General features: G+C 48.7%; 21 protein-coding genes. 7 read left to right on the plus strand and 14 right to left on the minus strand.

Translation table 11 applies throughout. The features are described from left to right. The first annotated feature begins 144 nt into the window (after positions 1–144). The 3 genes from G441_RS0107705 to G441_RS18230 all read left to right on the plus strand — a co-directional run bounded on the left by G441_RS0107705 (position 145) and on the right by G441_RS18230 (position 3,903). Positions 145–2,367: a TonB-dependent receptor gene (locus G441_RS0107705; protein ID WP_026375810.1), complete on the plus strand. Its 2,223-nt coding sequence runs from the start codon at positions 145–147 to the stop codon at positions 2,365–2,367. An 87-nt stretch (positions 2,368–2,454) separates the two neighbouring features. Further along, positions 2,455–3,051 (plus strand): VOC family protein, encoded by a 597-nt coding sequence (locus tag G441_RS0107710; protein ID WP_026375811.1) that lies wholly within the window; start codon positions 2,455–2,457, stop codon positions 3,049–3,051. 12 nt (positions 3,052–3,063) lie between these two features. Continuing rightward, a complete protein-coding gene (locus G441_RS18230; protein ID WP_051275423.1) occupies positions 3,064–3,903 on the plus strand; it encodes an alpha/beta fold hydrolase in 840 nt (279 codons plus the stop codon). Positions 3,904–3,938: 35 nt separating this feature from the next. On the opposite strand, the gene G441_RS18235 is transcribed toward G441_RS18230, so the two are convergent. The 8 genes from G441_RS18235 to G441_RS0107755 form a co-directional block, all read right to left on the minus strand. Beyond that, positions 3,939–5,975, minus strand: a complete 2,037-nt coding sequence (locus G441_RS18235; RefSeq protein ID WP_051275424.1) for an SDR family oxidoreductase — start codon at positions 5,973–5,975, stop codon at positions 3,939–3,941. 122 nt (positions 5,976–6,097) lie between these two features. After that, entirely contained in the window at positions 6,098–6,820 is a 723-nt protein-coding gene (locus tag G441_RS0107725) for a sulfotransferase-like domain-containing protein (protein WP_026375812.1), read from the minus strand. Beyond that, entirely contained in the window at positions 6,817–7,722 is a 906-nt protein-coding gene (locus G441_RS0107730; RefSeq protein WP_026375813.1) for an aminotransferase class IV, read from the minus strand. The genes G441_RS0107725 and G441_RS0107730 overlap by 4 nt, the downstream gene beginning before the upstream one ends. Positions 7,723–7,822: 100 nt before the next feature. Next, positions 7,823–9,322, minus strand: coding sequence for a protein adenylyltransferase SelO (locus G441_RS0107735; protein ID WP_051275425.1), 1,500 nt, complete (start codon positions 9,320–9,322; stop codon positions 7,823–7,825). Between the two features lie 18 nt (positions 9,323–9,340). Continuing rightward, on the minus strand, positions 9,341–9,856 hold the full coding sequence (locus G441_RS0107740; protein ID WP_026375815.1) for a hypothetical protein: 516 nt from the start codon (positions 9,854–9,856) through the stop codon (positions 9,341–9,343). A gap of 123 nt (positions 9,857–9,979) precedes the next feature. Then, entirely contained in the window at positions 9,980–11,353 is a 1,374-nt protein-coding gene (locus G441_RS0107745; protein ID WP_026375816.1) for an NAD(P)(+) transhydrogenase (Re/Si-specific) subunit beta, read from the minus strand. A 15-nt stretch (positions 11,354–11,368) separates the two neighbouring features. Next, on the minus strand, positions 11,369–11,644 hold the full coding sequence (locus tag G441_RS0107750; protein ID WP_026375817.1) for an NAD(P) transhydrogenase subunit alpha part 2: 276 nt from the start codon (positions 11,642–11,644) through the stop codon (positions 11,369–11,371). Then, complete coding sequence (locus G441_RS0107755; protein ID WP_026375818.1) at positions 11,641–12,792, minus strand: NAD(P) transhydrogenase subunit alpha; 1,152 nt, start codon at positions 12,790–12,792, stop codon at positions 11,641–11,643. Before G441_RS0107755 ends, G441_RS0107750 begins: the two co-directional genes overlap by 4 nt. A gap of 412 nt (positions 12,793–13,204) precedes the next feature. Between G441_RS0107755 and G441_RS0107760 the strand changes: the two genes are divergently transcribed. Beyond that, entirely contained in the window at positions 13,205–13,489 is a 285-nt protein-coding gene (locus tag G441_RS0107760) for a type II toxin-antitoxin system TacA family antitoxin (protein WP_026375819.1), read from the plus strand. Further along, the gene (locus tag G441_RS0107765; protein ID WP_026375820.1) at positions 13,486–13,770 is read left to right on the plus strand and encodes a type II toxin-antitoxin system RelE/ParE family toxin; all 285 of its coding nucleotides are present in this window, start codon (positions 13,486–13,488) and stop codon (positions 13,768–13,770) included. Before G441_RS0107760 ends, G441_RS0107765 begins: the two co-directional genes overlap by 4 nt. 222 nt (positions 13,771–13,992) lie before the next feature. Here the strand turns inward: G441_RS0107765 and G441_RS0107770 are convergent, their stop codons facing one another. From G441_RS0107770 to G441_RS0107790, 5 genes are all read right to left on the minus strand, one after another. Then, positions 13,993–14,373: a tellurite resistance TerB family protein gene (locus G441_RS0107770; protein ID WP_026375821.1), complete on the minus strand. Its 381-nt coding sequence runs from the start codon at positions 14,371–14,373 to the stop codon at positions 13,993–13,995. A gap of 117 nt (positions 14,374–14,490) precedes the next feature. Then, positions 14,491–15,705 (minus strand): hypothetical protein, encoded by a 1,215-nt coding sequence (locus G441_RS0107775; RefSeq protein WP_026375822.1) that lies wholly within the window; start codon positions 15,703–15,705, stop codon positions 14,491–14,493. Then, positions 15,702–16,337: a condensin complex protein MksE gene (locus tag G441_RS0107780; protein WP_026375823.1), complete on the minus strand. Its 636-nt coding sequence runs from the start codon at positions 16,335–16,337 to the stop codon at positions 15,702–15,704. Before G441_RS0107780 ends, G441_RS0107775 begins: the two co-directional genes overlap by 4 nt. Continuing rightward, positions 16,334–20,020: an ATP-binding protein gene (locus tag G441_RS0107785; RefSeq protein ID WP_026375824.1), complete on the minus strand. Its 3,687-nt coding sequence runs from the start codon at positions 20,018–20,020 to the stop codon at positions 16,334–16,336. The genes G441_RS0107780 and G441_RS0107785 overlap by 4 nt, the downstream gene beginning before the upstream one ends. A gap of 197 nt (positions 20,021–20,217) precedes the next feature. Next, positions 20,218–21,096, minus strand: a complete 879-nt coding sequence (locus G441_RS0107790) for a WYL domain-containing protein (RefSeq protein WP_084407309.1) — start codon at positions 21,094–21,096, stop codon at positions 20,218–20,220. 175 nt (positions 21,097–21,271) lie between these two features. Between G441_RS0107790 and G441_RS0107795 the strand changes: the two genes are divergently transcribed. Further along, a complete protein-coding gene (locus G441_RS0107795) occupies positions 21,272–21,544 on the plus strand; it encodes a hypothetical protein (protein WP_026375826.1) in 273 nt (90 codons plus the stop codon). 10 nt (positions 21,545–21,554) lie between these two features. Here the strand turns inward: G441_RS0107795 and G441_RS0107800 are convergent, their stop codons facing one another. Then, positions 21,555–22,454, minus strand: a complete 900-nt coding sequence (locus G441_RS0107800; RefSeq protein ID WP_026375827.1) for a histone deacetylase family protein — start codon at positions 22,452–22,454, stop codon at positions 21,555–21,557. 129 nt (positions 22,455–22,583) lie between these two features. On the opposite strand from G441_RS0107800, the gene G441_RS0107805 reads away from it, so the two are divergent. Further along, positions 22,584–23,963: a M28 family metallopeptidase gene (locus G441_RS0107805; protein ID WP_051275426.1), complete on the plus strand. Its 1,380-nt coding sequence runs from the start codon at positions 22,584–22,586 to the stop codon at positions 23,961–23,963. The last annotated feature ends 11 nt before the right edge of the window (positions 23,964–23,974 follow it).

Raw genomic sequence — 23,974 nt, forward strand, 5'->3', positions numbered from 1 at the left:
CAATTACTCCTCTTTTTGAATAAAATGCTAAATATTTCGATATTCGTACTTGATTTCGATATTCGAAGTGTTTATTGTTAAGCGAACGTTAACATTGCGTGAAATTGCACGCATTGAAACGACTTCGATCCACGGGAGAATAAAATGAGTTCCAATTTTGAAAACGTGAGGCTTAGAAAATCTTTACTTGCGATGATGGTTTCTGCCAGTTTGTCTGGTGCGGTGATGGCCCAGGAAGCACAAGACGCAGAGGCGCAAGAAGAGGCGGCACCAAGTGATGTAGAAGTAATCATGGTTAAGGGTACGCGAAGAACCCAGGACCTGCAGGATACTCCCGTGGCGCTAACCGCGTTTACCGCAGCCGATATCGATGGTGCAGGGATTGAACGTCCTGCCGACTTTATCGGTCTAACACCCAACGTGACGCTGATCGAAACCCAGAACGCCGGTATGGCATTTATCACGATTCGTGGTATCTCACAAAACCGTGATACCCAACCTTCAGTCGCCGTTATCGTAGATGGCGTGCAGCAAACTGATGCCGGGCAGTTCCAACAAGAATTATTCGACATAGAACAAATCGAGGTACTAAAAGGACCTCAAGGTGGTTTGTACGGCCGTAATGCGATTGGCGGCGCAATTGTTATCACCACCAAAGACCCAGCTGAGTACGTTGAAGGCCGGGTCAAGCTTGCTGTCGACAATGGACCTGGTTACCGCGTTGAAGGTGGTGTAAGTGGACCAGGTGGCGAGGATTGGGCATATCGCGTATCTGGCTCTTACTACGATACCGACGGCTATATCGAGAATACTAATTTAGGGGAAGATTCTGACCCACTGCGTGACCTTTCTTTCCGTGGTAAAGCGCTATGGTATGTCACAGATACTCTTGAAATAGACTTCAGAGGTTATTACAGCGCGCTTGAAACCCAGCCCTTTAATTACAGTATTGGTCCTGACGTAAATCAGATCCTGCCGATTGAAGTTAACAACCGTGGTATCAACGATCGCGATTTATACGGCGCATCTGTCAAAGTAACTTACGAAAACGAAGAGGGCGGCACCTGGACGTCAATTACCGCATGGGACCGCAGCAAAGAGCTTATCGCCGGTGACGCATTTGACTTTAAGCCTGTCGGTGAGTCTTTCCTTGAGGTCATTCTCGGTTTGCCATTCGACCAAAACCAGATTTCTAACTTCGGTTCTAAATCATGGAGTCAGGAAATTCGCTACACGTCGCCTGACGACGCCCGCTTTAAATATATCTACGGTGCCTATGCAGTAGACACCTCACAATTACAACAAAACGGAGCTCGAGCTGACTTTGGCTTAGGTTTTGCTGACCCACTTGGCGGCATCAGTACCGACCCAAATAACTTCCAGCTAAACTTCCTGTCTGATCGTCGCGATAACTTTGCCTGGGCATTCTTTGGCAACGTGTCTTACGAGATCGACGAACAGTGGACAATTGATGCCTCTTTACGCTACGACCGCGACGAACGTGAAAACCTGACACAGACTCCACAGGCATTTATTCCGAACGTGCCAGGCTTCCCTGTTGGTACAGAAGGCGAAGTACGTAAGCGCGATTTCAGCGAGCTACAGCCTAAAGTTAATTTAACGTATGAGCCACACGATAACCTGACTCTCTACGGTGGGTACAGCGTTGGCTTCCGCTCAGGCGGCTTTAACCAGACCGGCTCAGATGCTATCGCAGGCTCCGCAGGCATTATTGGTATTAAAGAGTTCTATGATGCAGAGACTGCCGAAACGCTCGAATTTGGTGGTAAATTCCGTATACCCAGCCTTAACCTACGCGGTGGATTTGCTCTGTATTCAACAGACAGTGAGAACACGCCATTCTTCGTTTTCTTGCAGCAGAACTCTACGCAAAATATCGGCGTCATTCCTGAAGCGGAATTTAACGGAGTTGAATTCGACTTCAATGCTTCTCCTTTCCCAGGTTTCCGCATCAACGGTGGCTTTGGTTATGTAGATAGCGAGATAAAGTCGTTTGACGATCCAGTAGTCATTGGTAATCGTACACCTGCGGTTTCAGATTACACCGTGAATCTCGGTGCTCAATACACCATGGACATGAATGACGGCATTGATTCACTGGTATGGCGTATCGATTATCAACGTATCGGAGAAACCAACTTCGACATTTATGAATCGACTGAGCGTGAGCCAATTAATCTGGTTAACGCACGAGTTACGTATGAAGCAGAGAACTGGTCGCTTGCCCTCTGGGCCAACAACCTGACCAACAAAGAGTACAACTCTGAATGGTCGCCAGGCGGCTTTATCTATCGCGCCAGACCTCGAATTTATGGTCTGACCTTCACTTACGATTTTGAACTGTAAGTGCATAACATACGAAAACAATTGAAACCCTACTCGAGCTGCACGCGACGTGCAGCTCGTCACTACCATCAATAGTGGAGAAAAATTATGTCATTAGCTCTGTGGGATAAATCAGACACCCCGATTCAAACACTGCGCGCGCAGGCTCGTGCTCGTCAGAACAGTAACCATGTTCTGAAATTGCATCATCACGCTTATCGCTGCGACAACGCAGAAGAAACTCGTAAGTTTTATGAAGACATTCTGGGTATGCCACTGGTATGCGCCATTGTTGAGCCTGTTGACCCTATTACAGGGGCAGAAACACCCTATGCTCACCTGTATTTTGAATTGTCTGATGGCAGCTGGCTGGCGTTTTTCGATTTCCCCAAAAAGTATGCCGACTTAAACGCAAGCTTTGAGAATACAGACGTGTGGACCCACCACATTGCGCTTGAAGTACCTGACGAGGCGACTCTGCAGGCACACCGTGAGAACCTGGATAAGCATGGCATTGAGTACATGGATATCGACCACGAATACTGTAAATCGGTGTACTTCTATGACCCTAATGGTCTGTGTGTCGAGTTTACTCACAACGTAGATGAGACAGAGCGTTACTTCCATGACAAGGCTCGCGACGCCAAAAAAGACATGGAACACTGGATGAAAGTGCGCGCTGAACACTACCCAGACGCATCATAAACGAGACCAGATATGAACACACAGCCAGAAAAGCACAGAATCGTCAGTGATGACGGTGTCAAGCTTGCTGTGTTTACCACCGGCAAGCCCAATGGTTTGCCGGTTTTGTTTTTACACGGAACCTGCAGCAGTCATCGTATCTGGCAGCGCCAGTTTGCTTGTCCGCTTCTCACCGAGGACTTGTTCCTTATTGCTCCCGATTTACGCGGTCATGGAGAATCAGAGCAGCCAACAAGCCGTAAATATTATTCGGACGGAATAAGCTGGGCCGGTGACATCAATGCAATCCTTAATCACTTTGACATTGACTACGCTAACGTTGTTGCCTGGTCTTATGGCGGCAGAGTCATTAATGACTACCTGTTGCATTTCGGCGAACAGCGCATAGCGGGGATTAATTTTATAGCCGCTGGCACCCTATCTACGGCTGCGGTAAAAGGCCCTGGGTATAAAACTCTGGCACAGTTATTCAGCGATGATGCTGCGGTCAGAAAAAGTGCAGAAGAAACCTTCGTTGATGACCTATGCGTCGGTGACAGGTCGATGCGCAAAGAAATCCTCGAAGATGTGCAAAAAACCTCACTTAAAACGCGACTGTATATGCGCGACAGGGTAATGAAATACGAGGATATGTTGTCTGCTCTGACCTGCCCTGTATTGTTAACGCATGGGAGAAAAGATCACTATTCACTGCCGCTGCTAGCCGACATGTTGAACCGTCATATCCCTCATACACGCTTATCCTGGTATGAAAATGAAGGACATATGCCCTTCTTTCACAGCCATGAACGTTTTAACCGGGAACTTTACGAGTTTGCCAACCGGCGTGGCGTCCCTCGTAAAGAGGCCTGAGCCACAGGACACCACTGTCGCACTCTCGCAAAACCTTAAGTGTGATAGCCGCGCAGGATATTGTTGATAGCTTCCAACGTTTCTTTGTCCAGATGCAGCTGCTGCAACGCATCCATTGCCTTGGTTGCCACCACTTTCTTGTTCTGTTCAGCAGAAGGATGGGCTGATGCCTTAGCAGCCTCAGAATCATCAGTGATCTGATACAGCGTCGAGAAAATCAGTTTATTCAGCTTCGGCGACAGGATACCTAATTGACGGACAATAGTGCCGGTCATGGTATTGACTTCACTTGGCTGGTACACAATCGCATCGTTGATTAATTTGACAGCCTCTTTGGTACTCAACACGTTGATATCCTGATAGGACGTCGTCGCCGCAATCATCTTTGTTCTGACCAGCGGCATGTGAATATTGGTAAAGGCAATATTGTCCCCAGCGTACTCAAGCGCAGCCGAGTTTGCCCAGGAATCAAGAGCACTTTTCGACGCCGTATACGATGAAAATCTGGGGCTACCTTTACCCATCGCCGCAATCGTAGAGATATTAACGACATGGCCGCGCTTTCTCTCTACCATGGACGGCAGCAATCTCATGGTCAATTTGACCGCCGAGAAATAGTTAAGCTGCATCACTCTTTCAAAGTCGTGGAACCGTTCATAAGTCAGATTGAGTGAGCGTCGAATTGAACGGCCCGCATTGTTGATCAGAATATCTACATAGCCCTGCTCTGCAAGTACTTTATCTATCAACGCATCGCACGCATTCATATCTGCAAGATCACAAGCGTATGCGACCGCCGAGCCACCAGCATCGGTGATTTCCTTGACCGCGACATCCAGTTTTTCCTGAGTTCTGGCCACCAGCAACACTTTTGCACCGGCTTCAGCACACATTTTTGCCGCTTCCAGACCTATACCGTCGGACCCCCCGGTGATCATCACGATGCGTCCGCGTACCACGTCTGATAAATACTGCGGTTTAAGATATTCAGGATTGAGATGCTGTTCCCAATAATTCCATAAACGCGCCGCATAGGCTTTCAAAGGCGGTACACTGATACCACTGCCCTCAAGTGCTTTAAGCGTATTCCTGCAGTCATAGCGGGTATTCAGATGTTCGGTAAGCAATACCTCTTTGGGAATACCCAGGTTTTCCAGAACTTGGGTTTTAACCCGATTGACGATGGCTTTGTTCTGCAAAAACATGCGAGCGCCAATCGGTAAGAAATCCATCAGCCTGTCTGCCGGCAAGTCGAGTTTCATAGTCGGCCCTTTGGCCGCTTTCAGGAACGTATTGATCACCGCACCAAATGGCGATGATTTAGGATTGGTCAGATGAAAACAGGTGCCGTTTAATCCTGGCTCATGACTGATGTGGTCCAGCGCTTTAGCGATAAAATCAACCGGTACAATATTAAATTCATTGCCACGGTAGACTGGCAATGGTACCCAGCGTGGCAGTACTTCAGAAATAGTATTTATCAGTTCAAAAAAGTAGTATGGACCGTCTATTTTGTTGATCCAGCCGGTCTCAGAATTTCCCACTACCACGGCGGGACGATAGATCCGCCAAGGCACCGCACTCTGTTTTCTGACCAGCCCTTCGGAGATATGCTTGGTTTCAAAGTAGGGATTTTTTTCCACATCCACCGCTTCATCAAACATTTCTTCTGTAAAGACGCCGGGATAAAATCCTGCTGCTACGATAGAGCTGACATGGTGAAAGCACTTAACACTGCATTTTTCTGCTAGATTAAGCGCATTCTGTGTTCCCTCAACATTGGCTTTCTTCTGCTGCTCCTGGTCGGCGGTTAAATCATAAATCGCGCCCAGGTGATAAAAATGATCAATATGACCGATATCTTCAGGGTTTACGCCGCACAAAGGTTCACTCAGGTCCCCGGGCACCGCCACCAGCTTGTCGTCGGCAATGCCGTACTCGAAGCGAATCTTCTCCAGCTTCTTAACGGAATTGGGCCTGACCAGCGCATATATCGTACCTTCACGCTTTCTTAGTACTTCAAGAAACTGCCGCCCTATAAACCCTGTTATCCCGGTCACGAAATAATTCATATTTTCCTCGCATAGTATTATCAGCGTGGGCTCAGACCGTTCTCACAGCGTTTTATAAAGCCCGACTTCCACTTCTCGTTTATCTACTTTAGTCAACTTACGCCATTGCGGCATAATTTTATTTACTTCAATGCACGAACAGCCAATGCTTCATAGGCTGGCATTACCTGTTCTAATACCGCCAATTGTTCTTGATCAAGGTTCACTTGACGTTGTTCATAGCGGCCAAACCCGGTTGATGCCTCAACATTGTGATACCAGTGGTCAGCCCATACGCCATCGCTGTGTCGTCGCCCCTGCGGCCAGCTCAACATGCTGCTATCAAAAGGTAATTGTAGCGCCTCACATAGCCGTTGTAGGGCATACGCAGGATCATGTAACACCCAGTTTGAATCAATGACCGGAATAGCCTGTCCGGATAGCTGACTGATCTGCTGATAAAGCTCCCATTGGCGAATGATGCCTATGTCTTCGGCGCTGCATACACCTCGACTACGGGTATAAGAGTCAATAATCTGCGCAGGGTCACGGATAAGAAAACAGTGCGTTAATGATGCTGTCCAGTGCAGATCAACGCCCTCTAACATGTGATGAGTCATATGCTTTTGATATTGCAGCGGTGCGTCACATGGTCCTTCGGTTAAAAGTGACACTACCTGCTGATAGTCACATGACTGACTTGCAAGAATCTCGTCAAACATTGGGTGAGGGCTTTTCGTTTGGTTCAGATAAAACGCATAAAACGGCTCATCTACAACGTCACAGTCATGACGGTTTTCCCAGCTACGCATCATCGCCGTTGAAATGTTACGTGGGCCTGACCACATCGCAATACGCCTGGTCATGATGATGCAGCCTGTTCTTCAATGAACTGGTGGTAATAGGTTGTCAGCGTCTCGATCATCGGCGTGCTGCCATTCCCTATCTTACGACCATCGACTTCGCTTACCCGGGTCAGGCCTGCAAATGTGCCGGTAATAAACGCCTCGTCAGCGGCGTACACATCGGACAGAGTAAAGTTTTTTTCGAAAACCGGGATCTGATAGCGCTGACACAGGGTGATAACATTACGCCGCGTAATACCATCCAGACAGAAATCGCCGCTAGACGTCCATACTTCGCCATGTCTGACGATAAAAAAATGCGTAGAGTTACAGGTCGCCACGAAACCATGGGGATCGAGCATCAATGCCTCATCAACCCCTGCTTTAGCAGCCTGTATGCAGGCAAAGATGCAGTTTAATTTGGAATGGGTATTGAGTTTCGGGTCCTGCACATCAGCATAGCCACGACGGACATGGGTGGTGAACAGTCTGACGCCCTTACTGTCTGGTGCCAGCGGCGTTTTATATTCTGCGATGATAACAATGGTAGGTGCCGATATCGTCACCCTTGGGTCCTGATAAGGCGTGGCTTTTATTCCGCGCGTTACCATCAGACGAATATGCACGCCATCTGTCATATTGTTGGCGTTACAGGTATCCATGATACGCTCAATGAGCTCAGCTTTGCTCAGACCGATGTCCATGTCCAGCGCTTTGGCCCCATCGTATAGGCGCTGCATATGCTGGTCGATAAAGGCTAAATGGCCGTGGTGCAAACGGATCCCTTCCCATACCCCATCACCCAAAATAAAACCACTGTCAAAAACAGAAATTTTTGCCTCGTCACGCTTAAACAGTTCACCATTAATATTGATCAGAATGGTGGCATTGCGCGGGTCTTCCAGATACTGATGGGTGCCCATAACTCATTGTCTTAAGGTGAAAAGTTTACCCTAGACACTCTCACACCCCAGGTCAATGACTATGCTTGATTTAAGTCAAACCAGAAGACAACGATGCATATCAGGTACCGCAAAACGTTTGAAACTTATCCGTAAATGCTGGCGTGGCGGGCTGTAGAAAGCGCGTGTCGTGTTCACGCTGCTCGTAAGGTGCACTCAGCGCCTCCATTAAGGCATAAAATAACCTCAAATCTCCGCTTGTGGATGCTGCCTCAAGGGCTTCTTCAACCAGATGGTTGCGCGGAATAAGCTGCGGATTCACTGCACGCATCCGACCTGCTGCACCATCGACATCGATAGCTTGACGCCATGTCTTCAGCCAATCATGCAAGGCCTGTTTATCCGCAAACAAACCCTCCACATATTCCGTATTACCTTCAGCAGCATCGGCCAGATAACGAAACGCCAGTGTGAAGTCGATTTGTTGCGTCTCAAGTAAAGTAAGCCAGCTATCATAAAGAGCCAACACCGCATTGTCATCGGTGTTGTCATGCAGACCTAACTTAGCTCGTATCAATGGCAACCAGGCATGCCGGTAATACATAGAAAATGCGTTGACGTGTTCAGTTGCCAGCGCAATCGCCTGCTGTTCATCCTCACCGAGCAGAGGTAGCAAGGTTTCGGCAAAACGCGCCAGGTTCCACTGCGCGATGGCAGGTTGATTCTGATAAGCGTAGCGGCCCTGTAGGTCGATTGAGCTAAACACCGTTTCGGGATCGAACCTGTCCATAAATGCACAAGGACCATAGTCAATAGTTTCGCCTGCGATGCTCATGTTGTCGGTATTCATCACGCCATGAATAAATCCCACGCCCATCCAGCGCGCAATAAGCTCTGCCTGTCTCTTTATCACCGCCTGTAAAAATGACGCATAAGGGCTATCGTCGTTGGCACATGCAGGAAAATGACGAGCGATACTGTAGTCAGCCAGCATTTTCACCTGTTGCGTCTGCCCCCGGGCAGCAAAATATTCGAAGGTGCCGATGCGAATATGACTGGATGCCGTGCGAGTAAGGATACCGCCTGGCTGCGGCTGTTCCCGATAAACTATCTCGCCGGTGCTCACCACGGCCAGCGAACGTGTAGTGGGAATGCCAAGCGCGTGCATTGCTTCAGCGATAAGGACTTCTCTGAGCATGGGTGCCAGTGCAGCTTTGCCATCACCGCCTCGGGAGAATGTGGTGCGGCCGCTACCTTTCAGACACAGATCAATTTTGCTCCCCAGTGGCGTGTTGATTTCACCGAGGATCACGGCCCGCCCATCGCCTAATTGAGGATTAAACTGGCCAAATTGATGGCCTGCATATACCTGTGCAATGGGCTGGGCATCGGCGGGTAAATTTGCCCCAGAGAATAATGTAGCCAGTTGTTCGTCATGCAATGCATTGACAGGTAATCCTAGTTCCGTCGCCAGACCGTGATTGAAAAAGGCCAGCTCGGGTTCAGCAACATGGTCGACGGTCGATTGCACAGAAAAGCCTGGCAGCTGTTCTGCATAGCTGTGCGACAATCCAAGACGAAGTTCGCTGTCAGTTGATGGTGTGTCAGATATGTGCGTCATAAAAACATGAAAGTTGGTCTAGCGTTGGTTTTCCCGGCGTTCCACTCTTACCGCTTCCAGCTCTCTTGGCGGATGAGCAAAATGGCTTATTTCCTGTTCAAGTCGCAGCCGATACTCGACGTTATGAAATGTCCATAATGATTCATTAAGTGCGAGAGTCTGGCTGATCTGATGCTGAAAATACGCTTTGTAATCTTCCTGCTCATACCAGAAGCTAACCAGATCGGTATAGGTGGAATCAAATAATGCTGCATAATGAAGAAAGTACGGCCACTGCTGGCAAAGACGCCGCATGAACGGCGCGATATGCTCATGATCGAAAGGGGCATTGGTTATATAGCCAACCCATTTAATCGATACTTTGTGATGTAGGGCTCGGTGCAGTCTTGATTCGGCAGACAGCGTCGACAACTCCTCGACCACAGGAACGATGTTTGCCGCGTTTATCGTAGACTGGGATATGCCAAGCGAACAGAACGACGCATCCTCTGCATTGAGTACCGCGTCTCCCGCTTGATTATAGAATTTAAGCAATCAGCCAGCCTTTTTGTGTGTAAGTCTTCCGTAAGTGGCTATATTGTAGCCAATAATCATCAGCAAAGCAGGTGAAACCTGCGAATTTCACCTGCTAAGACTCACACCAAAAGAGGCTGTCAGTTAATCATCATCAAACTGGCGGATAATCGCATTTAAACTATCTTTTGCGTCACCAAAAATCATATTACTGTTGTCTTTGAAAAACAGTGGGTTGTCTATTCCCGCAAAACCAGACGCCATACTGCGTTTAAACACGAACACGTTTTTTGCCAGATCTGCATTGATAACCGGCATACCGTAAATCGGACTTCCCTGCATTTCTCTGGCGGCCGGGTTAACCACATCGTTGGCGCCAATCACCATGGCCACATCGAAGGTTTCCATACGCGGGTTAATTTCGTCCATTTCAAACAGTTGCTCGTAAGATACATCTGCCTCTGCAAGCAATACGTTCATGTGGCCTGGCATTCTGCCCGCCACAGGATGAATCGCATAGGCGACCTCACAGCCATTCTCTTCAAGCAGATCCTGCAGTTCTTTGAGAGCGTGTTGTGCCTGTGCGACTGCCATGCCGTATCCTGGCACCACGACCACAGACTGCGCAGCCTCAAGTACATAGAAAGCATCTTCCGCTGACAAAGGTTTAACCTCACCTTCTATGACCATATCGCTGCTTACCACTGACTGAAAACCGCTGAACAGCACGTTGCTTAAACTGCGGTTCATGGCTTTACACATGATCTGGGTGAGAATAACGCCGCTGGCACCCACCAAAGACCCTGCCACAATCAGCAGGTTATTCTGCAATGCAAAACCTGCGGCACAGGCAGCCAGACCGGAGTAACTGTTCAGTAATGAAATCACTACCGGCATGTCAGCACCGCCAATCGGTAACACCAGCATGATGCCGAACACCAATGCTAGCCCAACCACAGCGTACGTCACCGTATCGAGCTGCGGCTGTGTCACAAACAGGTAACCACACACCACAATAGCAGTGACTATCAGCAGGTTGACAAACTTCTGACCAGCAAATACCAGAGGGCGACCGGCTATACGTTCGCTGAGTTTAGCCCAGGCCACCACACTGCCGGAAAACGTCACTCCGCCAATAAGGATGGCCAAAAACCCTACTAACAGCATGAGTTGATTAATCTCTACGGCGTCGTGGATGGACGCCCATGCCACAAGCAAACTGGCAATACCGCCTACACCATTCAACAGCGACACCATTTCAGGCATTGAGGTCATGGCAACCAGTCTTGCCGCCAGTATACCTACCAGAGTGCCTGCGCAGACAGCGATAAAAATCCACTGATAGGAAACAATGGCGTTGTCCAATAAAGTGACGATGATTGCCGCCAGCATACCGACAGCTGACAACAGGTTGCCTTTGCGGGCGGTAGAGGGATGTCCCATCATTTTGAGGCCGAAGATAAACAGTGCTGCACACACCACGTAAACGGCATTGATGACAAGCGTGATACTCAACATATTTTCACTCCTGTCCTATTTCTTTTTAAACATGGCAAGCATGCGGTCAGTGACGAGGTATCCGCCAATCACATTGATGGTGGCAAAGAACACCGCAGCGGCGCCCAACCAGGTAGACCAGCTACCGGATTCGCTGCCAGCCAATGCCAGAGCGCCAATCAGCGTGATCCCGGAAATCGCATTTGCACCTGACATTAACGGAGTGTGAAGGGTAGCAGGCACTTTGCGGATCACTTCAAAGCCAACAAAAATCGCCAGCATTAAGATAAATAGTAGATAAATACCCGTCATACTTGTGCCTCCTTCTCATACAAGGCCTTTATGGTTTTGTTAATCAACTCACCCTGGTGAGTGATAATGGCTGAGGATTGAATTTCGTCTTCAATATCGATTTTCAGCGTTTGCGCTTCTTTATCCCACATATCAGAAAGCAGATTCTGTACGTTGTTGGCATACATCTGACTGGCATCCAGAGGCACTTCATTAGCCCAGGCGCCGGTACCAATGATAGTGACACCGTTCACGCTAACAGTTTGACCGGCAACACTGCCTTCCACATTGCCACCGTTCTCGGCTGCCATGTCTACAATCACGCTACCGGGCTTCATGGATGCGACCACATCCGCCTTAATCAACACTGGCGGTTTACGCCCAAACAGCTGTGCGGTCGTGATCACGATGTCAGACTCAGCGATACATTTAGCCTGTGCAGCCTGCTGAATTTGCATCTGTTCTGCGGTAAGCTCCTGCGCGTAGCCCTGGTCGGTCTGCCCGGTTTCACCCAGATCAATATCGAGAAACTTCGCCCCTAATGATTGTACCTGTTCAGCCACCACGCTGCGGGTATCAAAAGCGATGACATTGGCTCCCAGACGTTTGGCAGTAGCAATGGCCTGTAACCCCGCTACGCCAGCGCCTATGACAAATACACGAGCAGGTTTTAACGTACCCGACGGCGTCATCATCATGGGCAACACGCGCGGCAGCGCATTCATCGCTTTCGAGACCATGACATAGCCCGCCAGACTGGCCTGTGAGCTAAGCGAGTCCATCTTCTGACAGCGACTAATGCGTGGGATCATTTCCATGCTGATGGCAGTCAATCCTGACTGTTTCAGTGTCTCAAGCGTGGCTTTATCATTGAATGGATCGAGATGACTTATCACCAGAGTACTGGAAGACAGGGCTGATAGATCTTGCTGAGCCAGCTTGTGCAAGGTGGCAACAATGTCGGCTTTAGCCAAAAGCTCAGCACGTTCAGCCAGCACTTTAGCGCCAGCTTCAATGTAAGCCTCATCATCAATATGTATATGCGCACCAATGCCAGATTCCACCAGGACTTCAGCGCCCATCAGAGCATAGGCTTTTACGTTTGCCGGCAGAACGGCACAACGCTTTTCACCTGCTACGCATTCTTTCACAAAAGCGATTATCGGCATGTTGTCTCCTTATTCTTATAGCGACAGCCAATCTGTAGCCGACGTTTGCTCGGCCACAATTTTCGCTGGCGTTGAGTCAAACACTTGTTTAAATCTTTCGCTCAGGTGAATAAATAGTCAACGTGCAGCGGTGAATACTCAGCATAAGTTGAAGTGATGGGCTGCATAGAAAAAATAATTTTTGTGAATTAGACGCTTGGTGGGACTTTAACAAATTTGACAGGCGTATAGGTGCCAATCACTTCACGTCACACCTGTGGCAACGGGTGTATTATGAGCACGTGAAACCGCCCTTCATCCTTTTGATGGGGCTCAGTGTCTTGAATGTCGCTAAAACCGGTCTCTGGGAGAATTTCAAACTTGAAAAAGTTGTGCTAACGTTTGTCATCACAATTGTTTAAGGCAAACTACGATGGAAACCAGAATCCAGTTTCGAGTCGATGAAGAGACCAAAAGGTTGGCGCAGCAGATGGCCGAAAGCCAAGGCAGAACGTTAAGTGATGCTTGTAGAGAGTTAACAGAACAACTCGCTGATGCTCAACGTAAGGCTCAGTCGCACGAAATCTGGCTTACAGAACAAGTTAATGAAGCCTTTGAAAAGTATGACTCTGGCGCTTCTGTGTTTATTGATAACGACACTGCAAAGGCACAAATCGAGCGGTTTAAATCAAGCATCAGGGGTAAAAATTCTCAATGATTTTATGGGAAGAAGAGTCTCTAAAAGACCGTCAGAAAATCTTTGAATATCTCTATGGATTTAACCCCATAGCCGCCGAACAAACTGATAAATTGATCGAGTCAAAAGTTTCGAACTTGCTACATAATCTAGATTTGGGTGTTAACAGAGAGGGAATTAGAGGGAGGCTTTTGATTATTCCGACTATCTCAATGATTGTTTCATATTGGGTCGATGGCAAAATTATTCGTATTATGCGTGTACTTCATCAGAAGCAGCAGTTTCCGCAAAGAAGCATGTAACCCAGTTTCTTGTTTGTAGCGAAAGCGCTATTTCATCTAAGACTAACAAACTACTTATGGGATGTGGGCTGCTTGTCTAAACAGGCCACCGCCTACGCGGTGGTGACTGGTCGATGAGGTCTGACTTAAAGTTTGGTTTAAGAGGCTACCGCCTGCACGGTAGAAACCGAATATTTCCGCTTCGAGCCGAGCAGTTGATGAGTTCCATATTAAATGATGTACTCAGGCACTCTGGGCAACCTGACTTGTCAGCACTTTGTTGGATAAAAACTTGAGCAATTCGATTTCCTCCTCGCTGCGTTCTCCATCAATCGCTGTCATCTCCATCGCTACCGCAAAAGCTTCTTCTGGAAATAAGTTGAGGTCTTTAGCGAGTTCTTTGATGAAGTCACGCTGTTCACGATTTTCAACTGCAACACGCGCCTCATGAATGGCATTTGTAATGAACGCATCCTGACTGATGTAGCTGTCCCAGCCACGCTGTTCAAACAGATTGTCGAGGTAATCCTGCTCAGTCAGGGTGATTTTGCCATCACTCTGATAAAGCAAAATAGCTAGCTTAAACAAGGCTTCATTAAAACGTTGCTGGTCGGATAACTGCATCAGCGCTCCCCACTTTTATCATTATGATGACATCAACGGTTGCCGTATTTTGACCATGAAACTATCAAAAGGTGCGAAATTAATTTCAGACTACATTGGGCCCGGACTTCCACATCTTTAACGCAAGCCCAGCTCCACGTCGTGAATAAGATAATTACCGGTGTAGACAGGGTGTGGTTCACCGCTCGCTTCAATAGCAAAGTACGCCTGCTCTTCTTCTGTCAGGCCTTGATAGCCACCTATCACCTGATACAGCCACACTTCCGCATCAAACTCGAGCGCATGTCGCTGGTGATACTCCAACGCGGTAATGCGTTGCCCGGTATCAATCACCTCACAGAAGTAGTCCTCTACCGCTGAACGCAATTGGGTATCATCCAGCTCAACGTGGCTTTGTGATTCTACCGGGATATTGACCGCGGGCTTATCGACGTGCCGGTTCTGACGTTTAATGACTCTGATCGAGCTGACCAGTTGTTGCAGCTCACTTTCATGTTCGACGTTATTTACGTCCACTGCAGCGGCATTAATAAGCGCGGCGGCCTGATTAAACATCACCGGCACCTGACTAAGCTTGGTGTAATCGGTAGGGGCAAAGTCTGGCTGCTGCTCCATATGCAGCAAAAACCCTTTCAACAGTCTTGTGCGTCCTTTAAATTCTCTGAAGCGCCCCAGCAGCGCCAGCAGTCTGGCCTGCACCACCGACAGTTCCTGCGTGACACGCGAAAAACTCTGCTGCAGGGTAACCACAAGCAGTTGCCTGAGTTCTCTGTTACTGCCAGCAAGCTCACTCAACTCATCAAAGCGGAACAGTTCAATCTGATTAAGTAACTCAGACACCTGCTTCTGCGCCAGTTCATTCTCTCTAATTTTGGCGTCAACCGACGAGACATAACCAAATTCATTATTGATCCGACCAAATAACACCCTTACCGCATTAGCCAGGGCTTCGGCCAGCGCATAGACATGCTCTGTCAGGTCTGACAGGTATGCCTGAGATTCGGCAAAACGATTGAAATGAAGCGCTTCCTTGTAGTGCTGAGCTACTGTTTTAAGGCTATCCAGCGCGGCACCAATATTGGCATCGAGCTGACGATTTCTTTCATCCTGCAGACTACCTTCAAGCAGCGTACGAACGGCACTCTTGAGGCGCAGCGGTACATTTTCCTCAGGTCTCCACAATACGCCCATCTGGGTCAGGTTTTCGATCACTTTGGAACTGTACCGGGATTCATCCAGCTGCCCTGACAGATATACCTGCATGATCAAATCACTGTGGCGACTCAACGCATTGAGCAGCTTAACACCGGCCTGATGGAGATTCTGATTCATATCAGACGGCCCTGCTGGACGGCTGACTCAGCCTGTTCGGTTAGCGACAGTGATTCAGTTTCATCAATGAATTTGAGCACTTCATAAAGGTGTTCAATTTTGCCTGTGGCAATAAAAATTTGTTTGTCAGGATTCGGCTTAAGCAGATAGCCCAAATCAGTAAGACGTTTGAACACCTGCTTTAACTGTCCGTCCAGACTGACACTGGTACTGCCAAACATGCGATAACGGGATATTTTTTCCAACTGCTCGGCAAACGCTGGAGTATCCTCAATCGCGCTTTGTAGCTCATTCAAGCGCAGTGCAGTACCGATTGAAACGGGCACATCAGCGCCGTTGGCCTGCTGTACCAGCAGCAACCATTCAACCAGAGGCATCAAATTAGCCGCTGTATCCTGAAACTGCTGCGCCAGTTCTTTTCGCTCAGCATCACCTAAGGTTTTATAGGCGGCAAAAAATACTTCGCCTTCGGCACTGCTACACAGCGTGCGGTTAAGCAGGTTCAAGTGGGGTTCAAGCTTATCCACATTGGCTTTATTTTTGATGTAGCGCCAGGCGTCTTCATCGCTGATTTGACAAATAAACTGTCCGCTTAGCAGCTTCTCCAGAACCCGACCTTGTTCAGTGATCATGCCTGCACCTCCTTACTGGTCTGTTTCTGCTGTAAACGCTGCTTAATGGCACTGACTTTTGGCTGAACCACCTGCAACTTGCGCGTATTTTTGTCGATCAAATAGCGATTGTTGAATAACGACAATACATCAGACTCTGGATTCGGGAATGCCCCCACCACGCTGATACGATTCTTCTGACAGGCGTCAAATATCTTCTTCACATTACTTTGATGTAACGTACCTAACTCATCGATTGGCCAGTGGATCACCGCGTCCGCTTCACCACGCAGCAAGCGCGTAAAGGCGAGCAGGAATTTGCACAAGATGAGATAGGCCATACCGTGACTTGACGATTCATTTAACTGGCGATCGGTGCGGATTACCAAATCGCTGTTGCCTTCCTTAAGATGAAGTTCAATATCCAGCAACTTACTGATGCCACCACTTAGCGCGTCACGTCCCAGAATGTCTAATACCCGACGCATACTCTGCCCGTACTCATCGTCCGGCAGTTCGGTCGCCCCCTGCTCCATCCATTCATCATAGAGACGATTGAATGCTTTGAGTTCAGGCCAGAATTCCAGTTCGCTGATTCGAGAACGGATTTTGACCGCCGAATCTGATACGCCATCAAGGAATAACTCTTCCTCAACTTCCTGAGTGATGCGTCGGCTATGACTGGCGATGCGCCTGTCAATATCTTCAAGCACTTTATAGTATTGTGTCAGGTAGGCCCCAAATATACGTCCCTGCTCTCGTAAGCCCTGAAGCTTTTGTGGCACGATGACATTCAGCAGCTGCGCAAGGTGGCTGACCAGTCGTCGATGATCAATAGTACGAACCCCCTGCGCATTCACGTAGGTACATTCCTCTCTGGAACGCTCCCAGGTATCTGAAAGTCCCGTCCCGGCCTGCGCGGCTATCAGCTGGTCGAAGTGCTCTACCAGAGTTTTAATGTCTTGCAGTAACTCCTCTCGTTCCTGCAACAATGCCTGTCCTTCTGAAATACGCTGGCTGACAGCAATGGTATCGGTTGCTGACTCCGCACTGATTTCTGGAGTTGGCAAAGATAGCTTGGTGAGAGAACGCTGCAGCGTTGCCACCGCCTGGTCCTGCTCTTTAGCGGTTTTTAGTGCCTGCTCTGCAGACTGCTGTTGTGCCTTCAACTGCTCGCGCTGCTGACGATATTCACTCTCATGCGCGGTTAGCTGTCGCTCAGCATCGCTGGCAGATTTACGCGCTTTACTCAGCGCTTTTTGCCAGTTGATTTTGTGACCGTTAAACACAGTCTGATACCAGCGCTCGTAGTCCTTGACCTTATGACGATTCGCATCGGTAAACTGGATGTCTTGTTTCAGTTGCTTGATGCGTTTTTTAAGTATACCGATCTCATCGATATCAACACCGCGATTATCCAGTTCGTTGGCCAGCCACTGCTCGGTCTGTTTGCGTTCTTGGGCGGCCTTTTCTCTGGCTTGCTGACTATGCTGCTCAACTTTTTGCAACTGCGCACGCACATCGTCAATAACCTGCTGCCAGTGGAACTGATGCTCTGTTTCGGCTTCTCGTTGTTGATCGCTCAGTTCTTGCAGCATTTCGTCCTGCTGTTGCTGACATTTGGTCTGTACAAGCTCGTTGGCCTTTAATTTTTTCCTGGCCTCCTGCTTTCGACTTGCCAGCGCAGTCTGGTACTCCTGTTGCAGCGCGTCCTTATCCTGCTGGGCGCGACGACGGGCAGCTTCCGCAGTCCGACAGTCACTCTCACATTTTGCCTGCTCTAACTCAGCATTGCGCACGACTTCACTGGCTGTCGATAGTGCATCTTCAGCCTCGTTTTGCTGCTCATTTGCCGACTCCATCGCAGACTTGCAGGTCGCCAGCTGCTCATTAAGCTGTGCTTCAGTTTTTGCAAATTCAGGCGTGGCGACCTTTTCCAATGCCATCACCAGGCCATAGACGCCAGTCTGGTCAGTGTGGAATTCTGGCTTCAGATCAGTACGCGTTAACAGTGCCGGGTCAATAATCTTGCCAACCGTCGCTTCCCACTCAGGCATATTTTTGCGCACAAATTCCAGCAAGCTACCTTCACCAGGAAATAGCAGTGACTGGACGGTTTCAAACTCTTTCTGGGCAACGATAAGCGCTCGTCTGGCGTGCTCAAGCTCTGTATTTCTCTCACCACGTTGCTTGACTGCATGGGTGTACTGTTGCTGTGCTCGCCTTAAGGTTTCACGACATTTGTCTTCATGCGCAGAGGCCTCTTTGATCGCCGCATCAAGAAGATCCAACTGGGTTTGTTCAAACTCCGAATAGCCCGCATTTTTCAGTTCCGCCTCTATGCTGGCGTGCTCAACTTTGTACTGATTGAGCTGCTGCGAAAACTTTTCAGTGTATTCGCTACGCTGAGCAAGAAATTCATCCTGAATAGCGCGCAGTGCGTCGCGTTCCTGTTGCCGTTGCTGCTCCAGGGTATCCTGCAACTGTGACTTTTGCTCACTGTACTGGTGCAGCTCGTTATTTAATTTTTCTGACAGCTCAGCCACTCTTTTGTTATAGGCCGATTCAACATCCTGATGTTTTTCAGTCAGCAACGCATACCGGGTATTAACCATATCCAGTTCACTTTGCCACTGAGGCAGTTGCTGCAGATTGTTTTGTAGAGTATCAATATCCTGCGCTTGCCAGTCCTCGTATTCGCGCTCAACGCTGTCAAGCTCAGCACTGTACTTGTCAATATCAGCGCGCGCAGATGACAGTATTTGGTTCAACTCATCACGTTGTTCCGACCATTGTTTTTCAATGTGTTTCAGTTCATGTAGCGCATCTTCCAATTGGGTTTGCTGGGTTTTCATGTCAGCAGACAGCTTACTTACATCGAAGCTGAATTGTTGATGCAGCTGTGCGAGCCTCAGTTCATTCTGACTCAGTTGGTGGTCGGCACGTTCTAACTTGGCAAACTCTGGGCGAACTGCATCAAACTCCTTGATGAGATGACATTCCCTGATCCAGTCCTCTACTCTGTTACGGCGCAGGCTTGAATTTGGTGGTTGTACCCCGTCTTCCTCAAGGATGGCGGCGATCATGGCCTTAATGGTTTCCATTTTGCCTTCTTTCGAATGCACCGCTTTGGCCAGCTTTTCTATGTGGCGGAGATGCTGTGATGAATCACAGAGGCTGAAAATACGTGCATAGCCGAGCAATTCCCTGGAATTTGCGCATGCATTGACAACCCCGCGATCGTTCTGCAAGACGGCACGGTACTCTTTGGTGTTAAGCAAATTTGTTACCAGCACATTACTGCGTTTAAGCGATCTGGCCAGCTCATTCATCGAGACACTGGTGTGTTTGCCGCCTTTATTTTTGTATAGGTAATCGTCCAGTTCGAACGGTTTAGCGATGAATCGATAGTTTACGCCGCTGCCAGTGGAAGCCAGCACCACCTGACACAAATCGCCTTCATTGCGTGCGTACTCATAGATAATAAAACTCGATTCACGAGGCAGATACCAGCGTTCGAAACTATCTCGGGTGGCAGGCACAACGCGGCTGGGGTACTCACCGTAAAAAACCGGGATCAGGCGCTGTAAGGTTGTTTTCCCTGAGGCATTAGTACCGCAGATATTTGTGTGTCCGTCGAGTTTTAATTCCACCACACCCGGCAAGTGGGTGTCGATCAGAATGATTCTGTGTAATCCAGGCATAGCTTTCCAACAAGCAGTTTATCTAGCATGAGACTGGCGAGTTTTTGCACGCTGCGGACTCGCTCATTGTTATGCAGATGCTGCACACGAAGCAGCATTGACGAACGATTCTACCCATCCCAGCCCGATTTGAATAGCGTAGGGCGCCATCACTTGGCTAAGCTATTTTTGCGTAAGTAGTTTTTTCTCAAAATGACTCAATGGCCTACAGACACACCGGGGGCCAGTCCGGGATTTTCAACCTGTGACAATATGTCAGGATTGGCCAGAGCAAGCTGACATCCCTGCCCTTTAATTTTGTGTCCTGGTGAACAGTCAACCTGCCAGTGCCTGAGCAAATATGCAGCCAGTGCCGCTCTCACAGCGATATCCCGCTTGCCATCCTGCATGCCGTAGTCCATTTCAATGGCTTTTGACTGTTGGATATCCGGGTGTGGGATCAATGTCATGGTAAGCAGGTTGTGCCATTGACTGTCACTCGCCTGACTTTCCAGCGATGTAATGTCTCGTTGCAACGCAGTGGCTGACACAAAGCGAGTACAGACAAAATCTCTAAATGCCCCGTGTTTGCGGTCATAGGCTCTGACATGCCAGCGGTGTCCATTGTTGACGATTGCATGGGGCACGATTTCACGCTGTGACAATCCGGATGTTAACGAGACATACTCACAGCTCAGCGGTTGCCGGTTATGTATGGCGCGCATCAAGGTTGCAATAATACGTGGTTCTGGATGAATCAAATTCACCGCATCTATACATTGCGAAGATGGCTGTACCTGATGTGATACCCCATCGCCAAAACCGCGACTCAAGGATGTCAGGATCACGCTGGGATCGTGATTAAAAAGCGGTACAAAACCTTCACTGCGGTAGTACTGTTTGGTTTGGTGCACCAGCCTCATATTATCCGGTGCCAGCTCTCGATATTGAGTGAAATCGCGGGTGCTGGCAGCCAGACCGGTTTTAAAACGATTAATCAAATCGCTGCGGGCGATATGGCCAAAGTACTGCAGACTGAAATCGATAAACGCCAAACGCTCACGCTGACCGTGAGTTAACCCACTCAATTCGCTCATATTCACCTCGTTACTATCCACAACCACTCTACACATGCACTCATTATGATGCAATCTTTATAGTCGCATCATTTTGATTGCATAATGCAAGGCGTAATATTGTCCCTGATCAACAACGCATCGCTGAATGGTTTGTTACAGTGGGACCAAAGTTATTGATGCGAGGACGACCACGATGAAAAGCACAAACCCTCTATGGCAGCAGATGCAAACACTTAAAGACGAATTAGCATTACAGTCTCATTTGATGAGCATGGATATGCGCGACCAATGGCATGAATTAGAAAAGCAGGCCCAAGCACTGGAACAGCGCTTTGAAAAAGCTATCGAGAGCGCTGCCCATGATATCGGTAAAGCTGAAGAAGAATTTTTTGTGGGTGAACAACAGCACGTTGAGTCGATGGTGAACAAGTTTCAAACGCTTAAAGACGAGCATGAACAAAAGTAAGTGACGAAAATTAGAACACGCCAGCCGCCCTAAACAGTTGCAGATGTACGTCAACTAAGGCAGGGATATCTCGTTGATATCCCCCGCCAATCACCGCAGCCACGGGGATACCCTGTCGCTGGCATGCTTCAAACACTAATCTGTCCCGTTCGAGCACGCCTTGCGTTGATATTTCCAGATGGCCCAGGTCGTCATTTTCGTGTACATCCACGCCGCCGTCATATATCACTGCATCGGCCTGACTGATACTCATTGCCAGTTGTAAGGCAGATGAGACGGTGTCTAAATATTCTGCGTCGGTGGTGCCTTTGGCAAGATTGAAATCCATATCTGACACTTGTTTGCGATAAGGAAAATTCTTCTCGCCATGAATTGAAACCGTAAACACCTGCGGATTATTCGAAGCCAGCTTCGCCGTGCCATCGCCCTGATGCACATCACAATCAAAAATCAATACGCGGTCTATGTGCTCAGATTCCAACATGCGCAACGCAGCCAAATATAGATCGTTGACCATACAAAACCCGGAGCCAAAATTAGCAAATGCATGATGATACCCTCCGGTCAGGTTAAGTGCAGTGCCGTGTTCAAGCGCTAATTCAGCAGTAAGCACCGTGCCACCCACCGCAGTCAGAGTGCGTCGAATCAATTGCATTGACCATGGAAACCCTATCCTGCGCATGGCTTTGGGATCCAACTTACCCGCTACCAGATCGCCAATGTAACCGGGATCAAAAACGCGTTTTACACGCTCAACATCGATAGCATCGGGAGTATGAAAGTGCGACTCAGAAATACCATGCTGGTTAACCAGCGCATCATAAATACCCTGATATTTCTGGATCGGGAAACGATGCCGTTCGGGCAAATCAAGCTGGCTGTATATGGGATGAAAAACAAGCGGACACATCAGATTGGTCAATCAGTTACGTTGATGATTAAGTAGGTCAGGATTATCCTGCCGGATCACTGTCACAACATTGAACCAGTTGCGACATTGCACAGTAAACACTGATACCCTACCGGCAGGAGAACAATAATGAAAGCCAAAAACTGGGCTGCGACACTAATAACCGCGGTTGCCATTCCTATTACATCCTTTGCATCTGATGACATTCAGTATGCAGACCAGAAGAACTTACATGATATCGCCAAGGCTGTGTCGGCGCAGAATATTGAACGGGATATTACTAAGCTGGTGAGCTTTGGTACCCGTCATACATTGTCCGAAACCGAATCGGATACGCGCGGGATCGGCGCGGCCCGGCGCTGGATCAAAGCTGAGTTTGAGCGCATCTCTGAACAATGCGGAGGGTGTCTTGAAGTTTATTTTCAATCTAAAACCATTTCCGGGGAAAGGCGTATTCCTGATCCTGTTGAGGTGGTTAGTGTAATTGCCGTGCAGCGTGGCATGAGTGACCCTGATCGCTACGTGGTCATGTCCGGAGACATCGATTCTCGTATTTCTGATGTGATGAACTACACCGATGATGCGCCTGGTGCCAATGACAATGCATCCGGCGTAGCCGGTACGCTGGAAGCTGCCAGAGTGCTGTCGCAATATAAATTCCACGGCTCTATCGTTTATGCAGCGCTTGCTGGCGAGGAACAGGGACTGTTTGGCGGCCGTATCATGGCGGAAAAAGCCCAACAGGATGGCTGGCGCATAAAAGCTGTGTTGAATAACGATATGATCGGCAATATTGAAGGCATTAACGGTGTCATCAACAATACCACTGCTCGTATTTTTGCTGAAGGCACGCGAGTAACAGAAACCGAGCAGGAGGCGCGTCTGAGACGCTTTACTGGGGGTGAGGTAGACTCACCAAGCCGCAATCTGGCTCGTTATATCGACTGGATGGCCGACCGTTATATTGAAAACCTAGACACCATGGTTATCTATCGCCTCGACCGCTTTCGCCGCGGAGGTCACCATCGCCCGTTTAACGACTTAGGCTATCCGGGCGTCAGGATAATGGAAACCAACGAGCATTATCATCGTCAGCATCAGGATATCAGAGTCGAAGATGGGATCCGCTATGGTGATACGCTGGATGGCGTGAACTTTGACTACGCTGCCAAGCTCACCGGGCTCAATGCAGTATCACTTGCTGCAATGGCGTGGGCACCTAATCCTCCCATTAACGTGCAGATAGAAGGCGCAGTTCAGCCAAGTACGACGCTGAAATGGGGCGCTTTAGATGGACAGCAAAATCCTCAATTAGCGGGTTATAAAATCTACTGGCGCTATACCGATGCCCCCCAATGGCAGTTCAGTCGCTATGTTGGCAACGTCACCGAATACACGCTTGAGAATATTGTCATCGACAATTACTTCTTTGGTGTGGCGAGTGTGAGTAAAGATGGCTATGAAAGTCCGGTCGTCTACCCAGGGGCGGCCGGCGCTTTTGGGGAATAAGCCAGGAAAAT

Origin of the sequence: Aestuariibacter salexigens DSM 15300 (assembly GCF_000429145.1) — a bacterium.
In the GTDB taxonomy this organism is placed as follows: domain Bacteria; phylum Pseudomonadota; class Gammaproteobacteria; order Enterobacterales; family Alteromonadaceae; genus Aestuariibacter; species Aestuariibacter salexigens.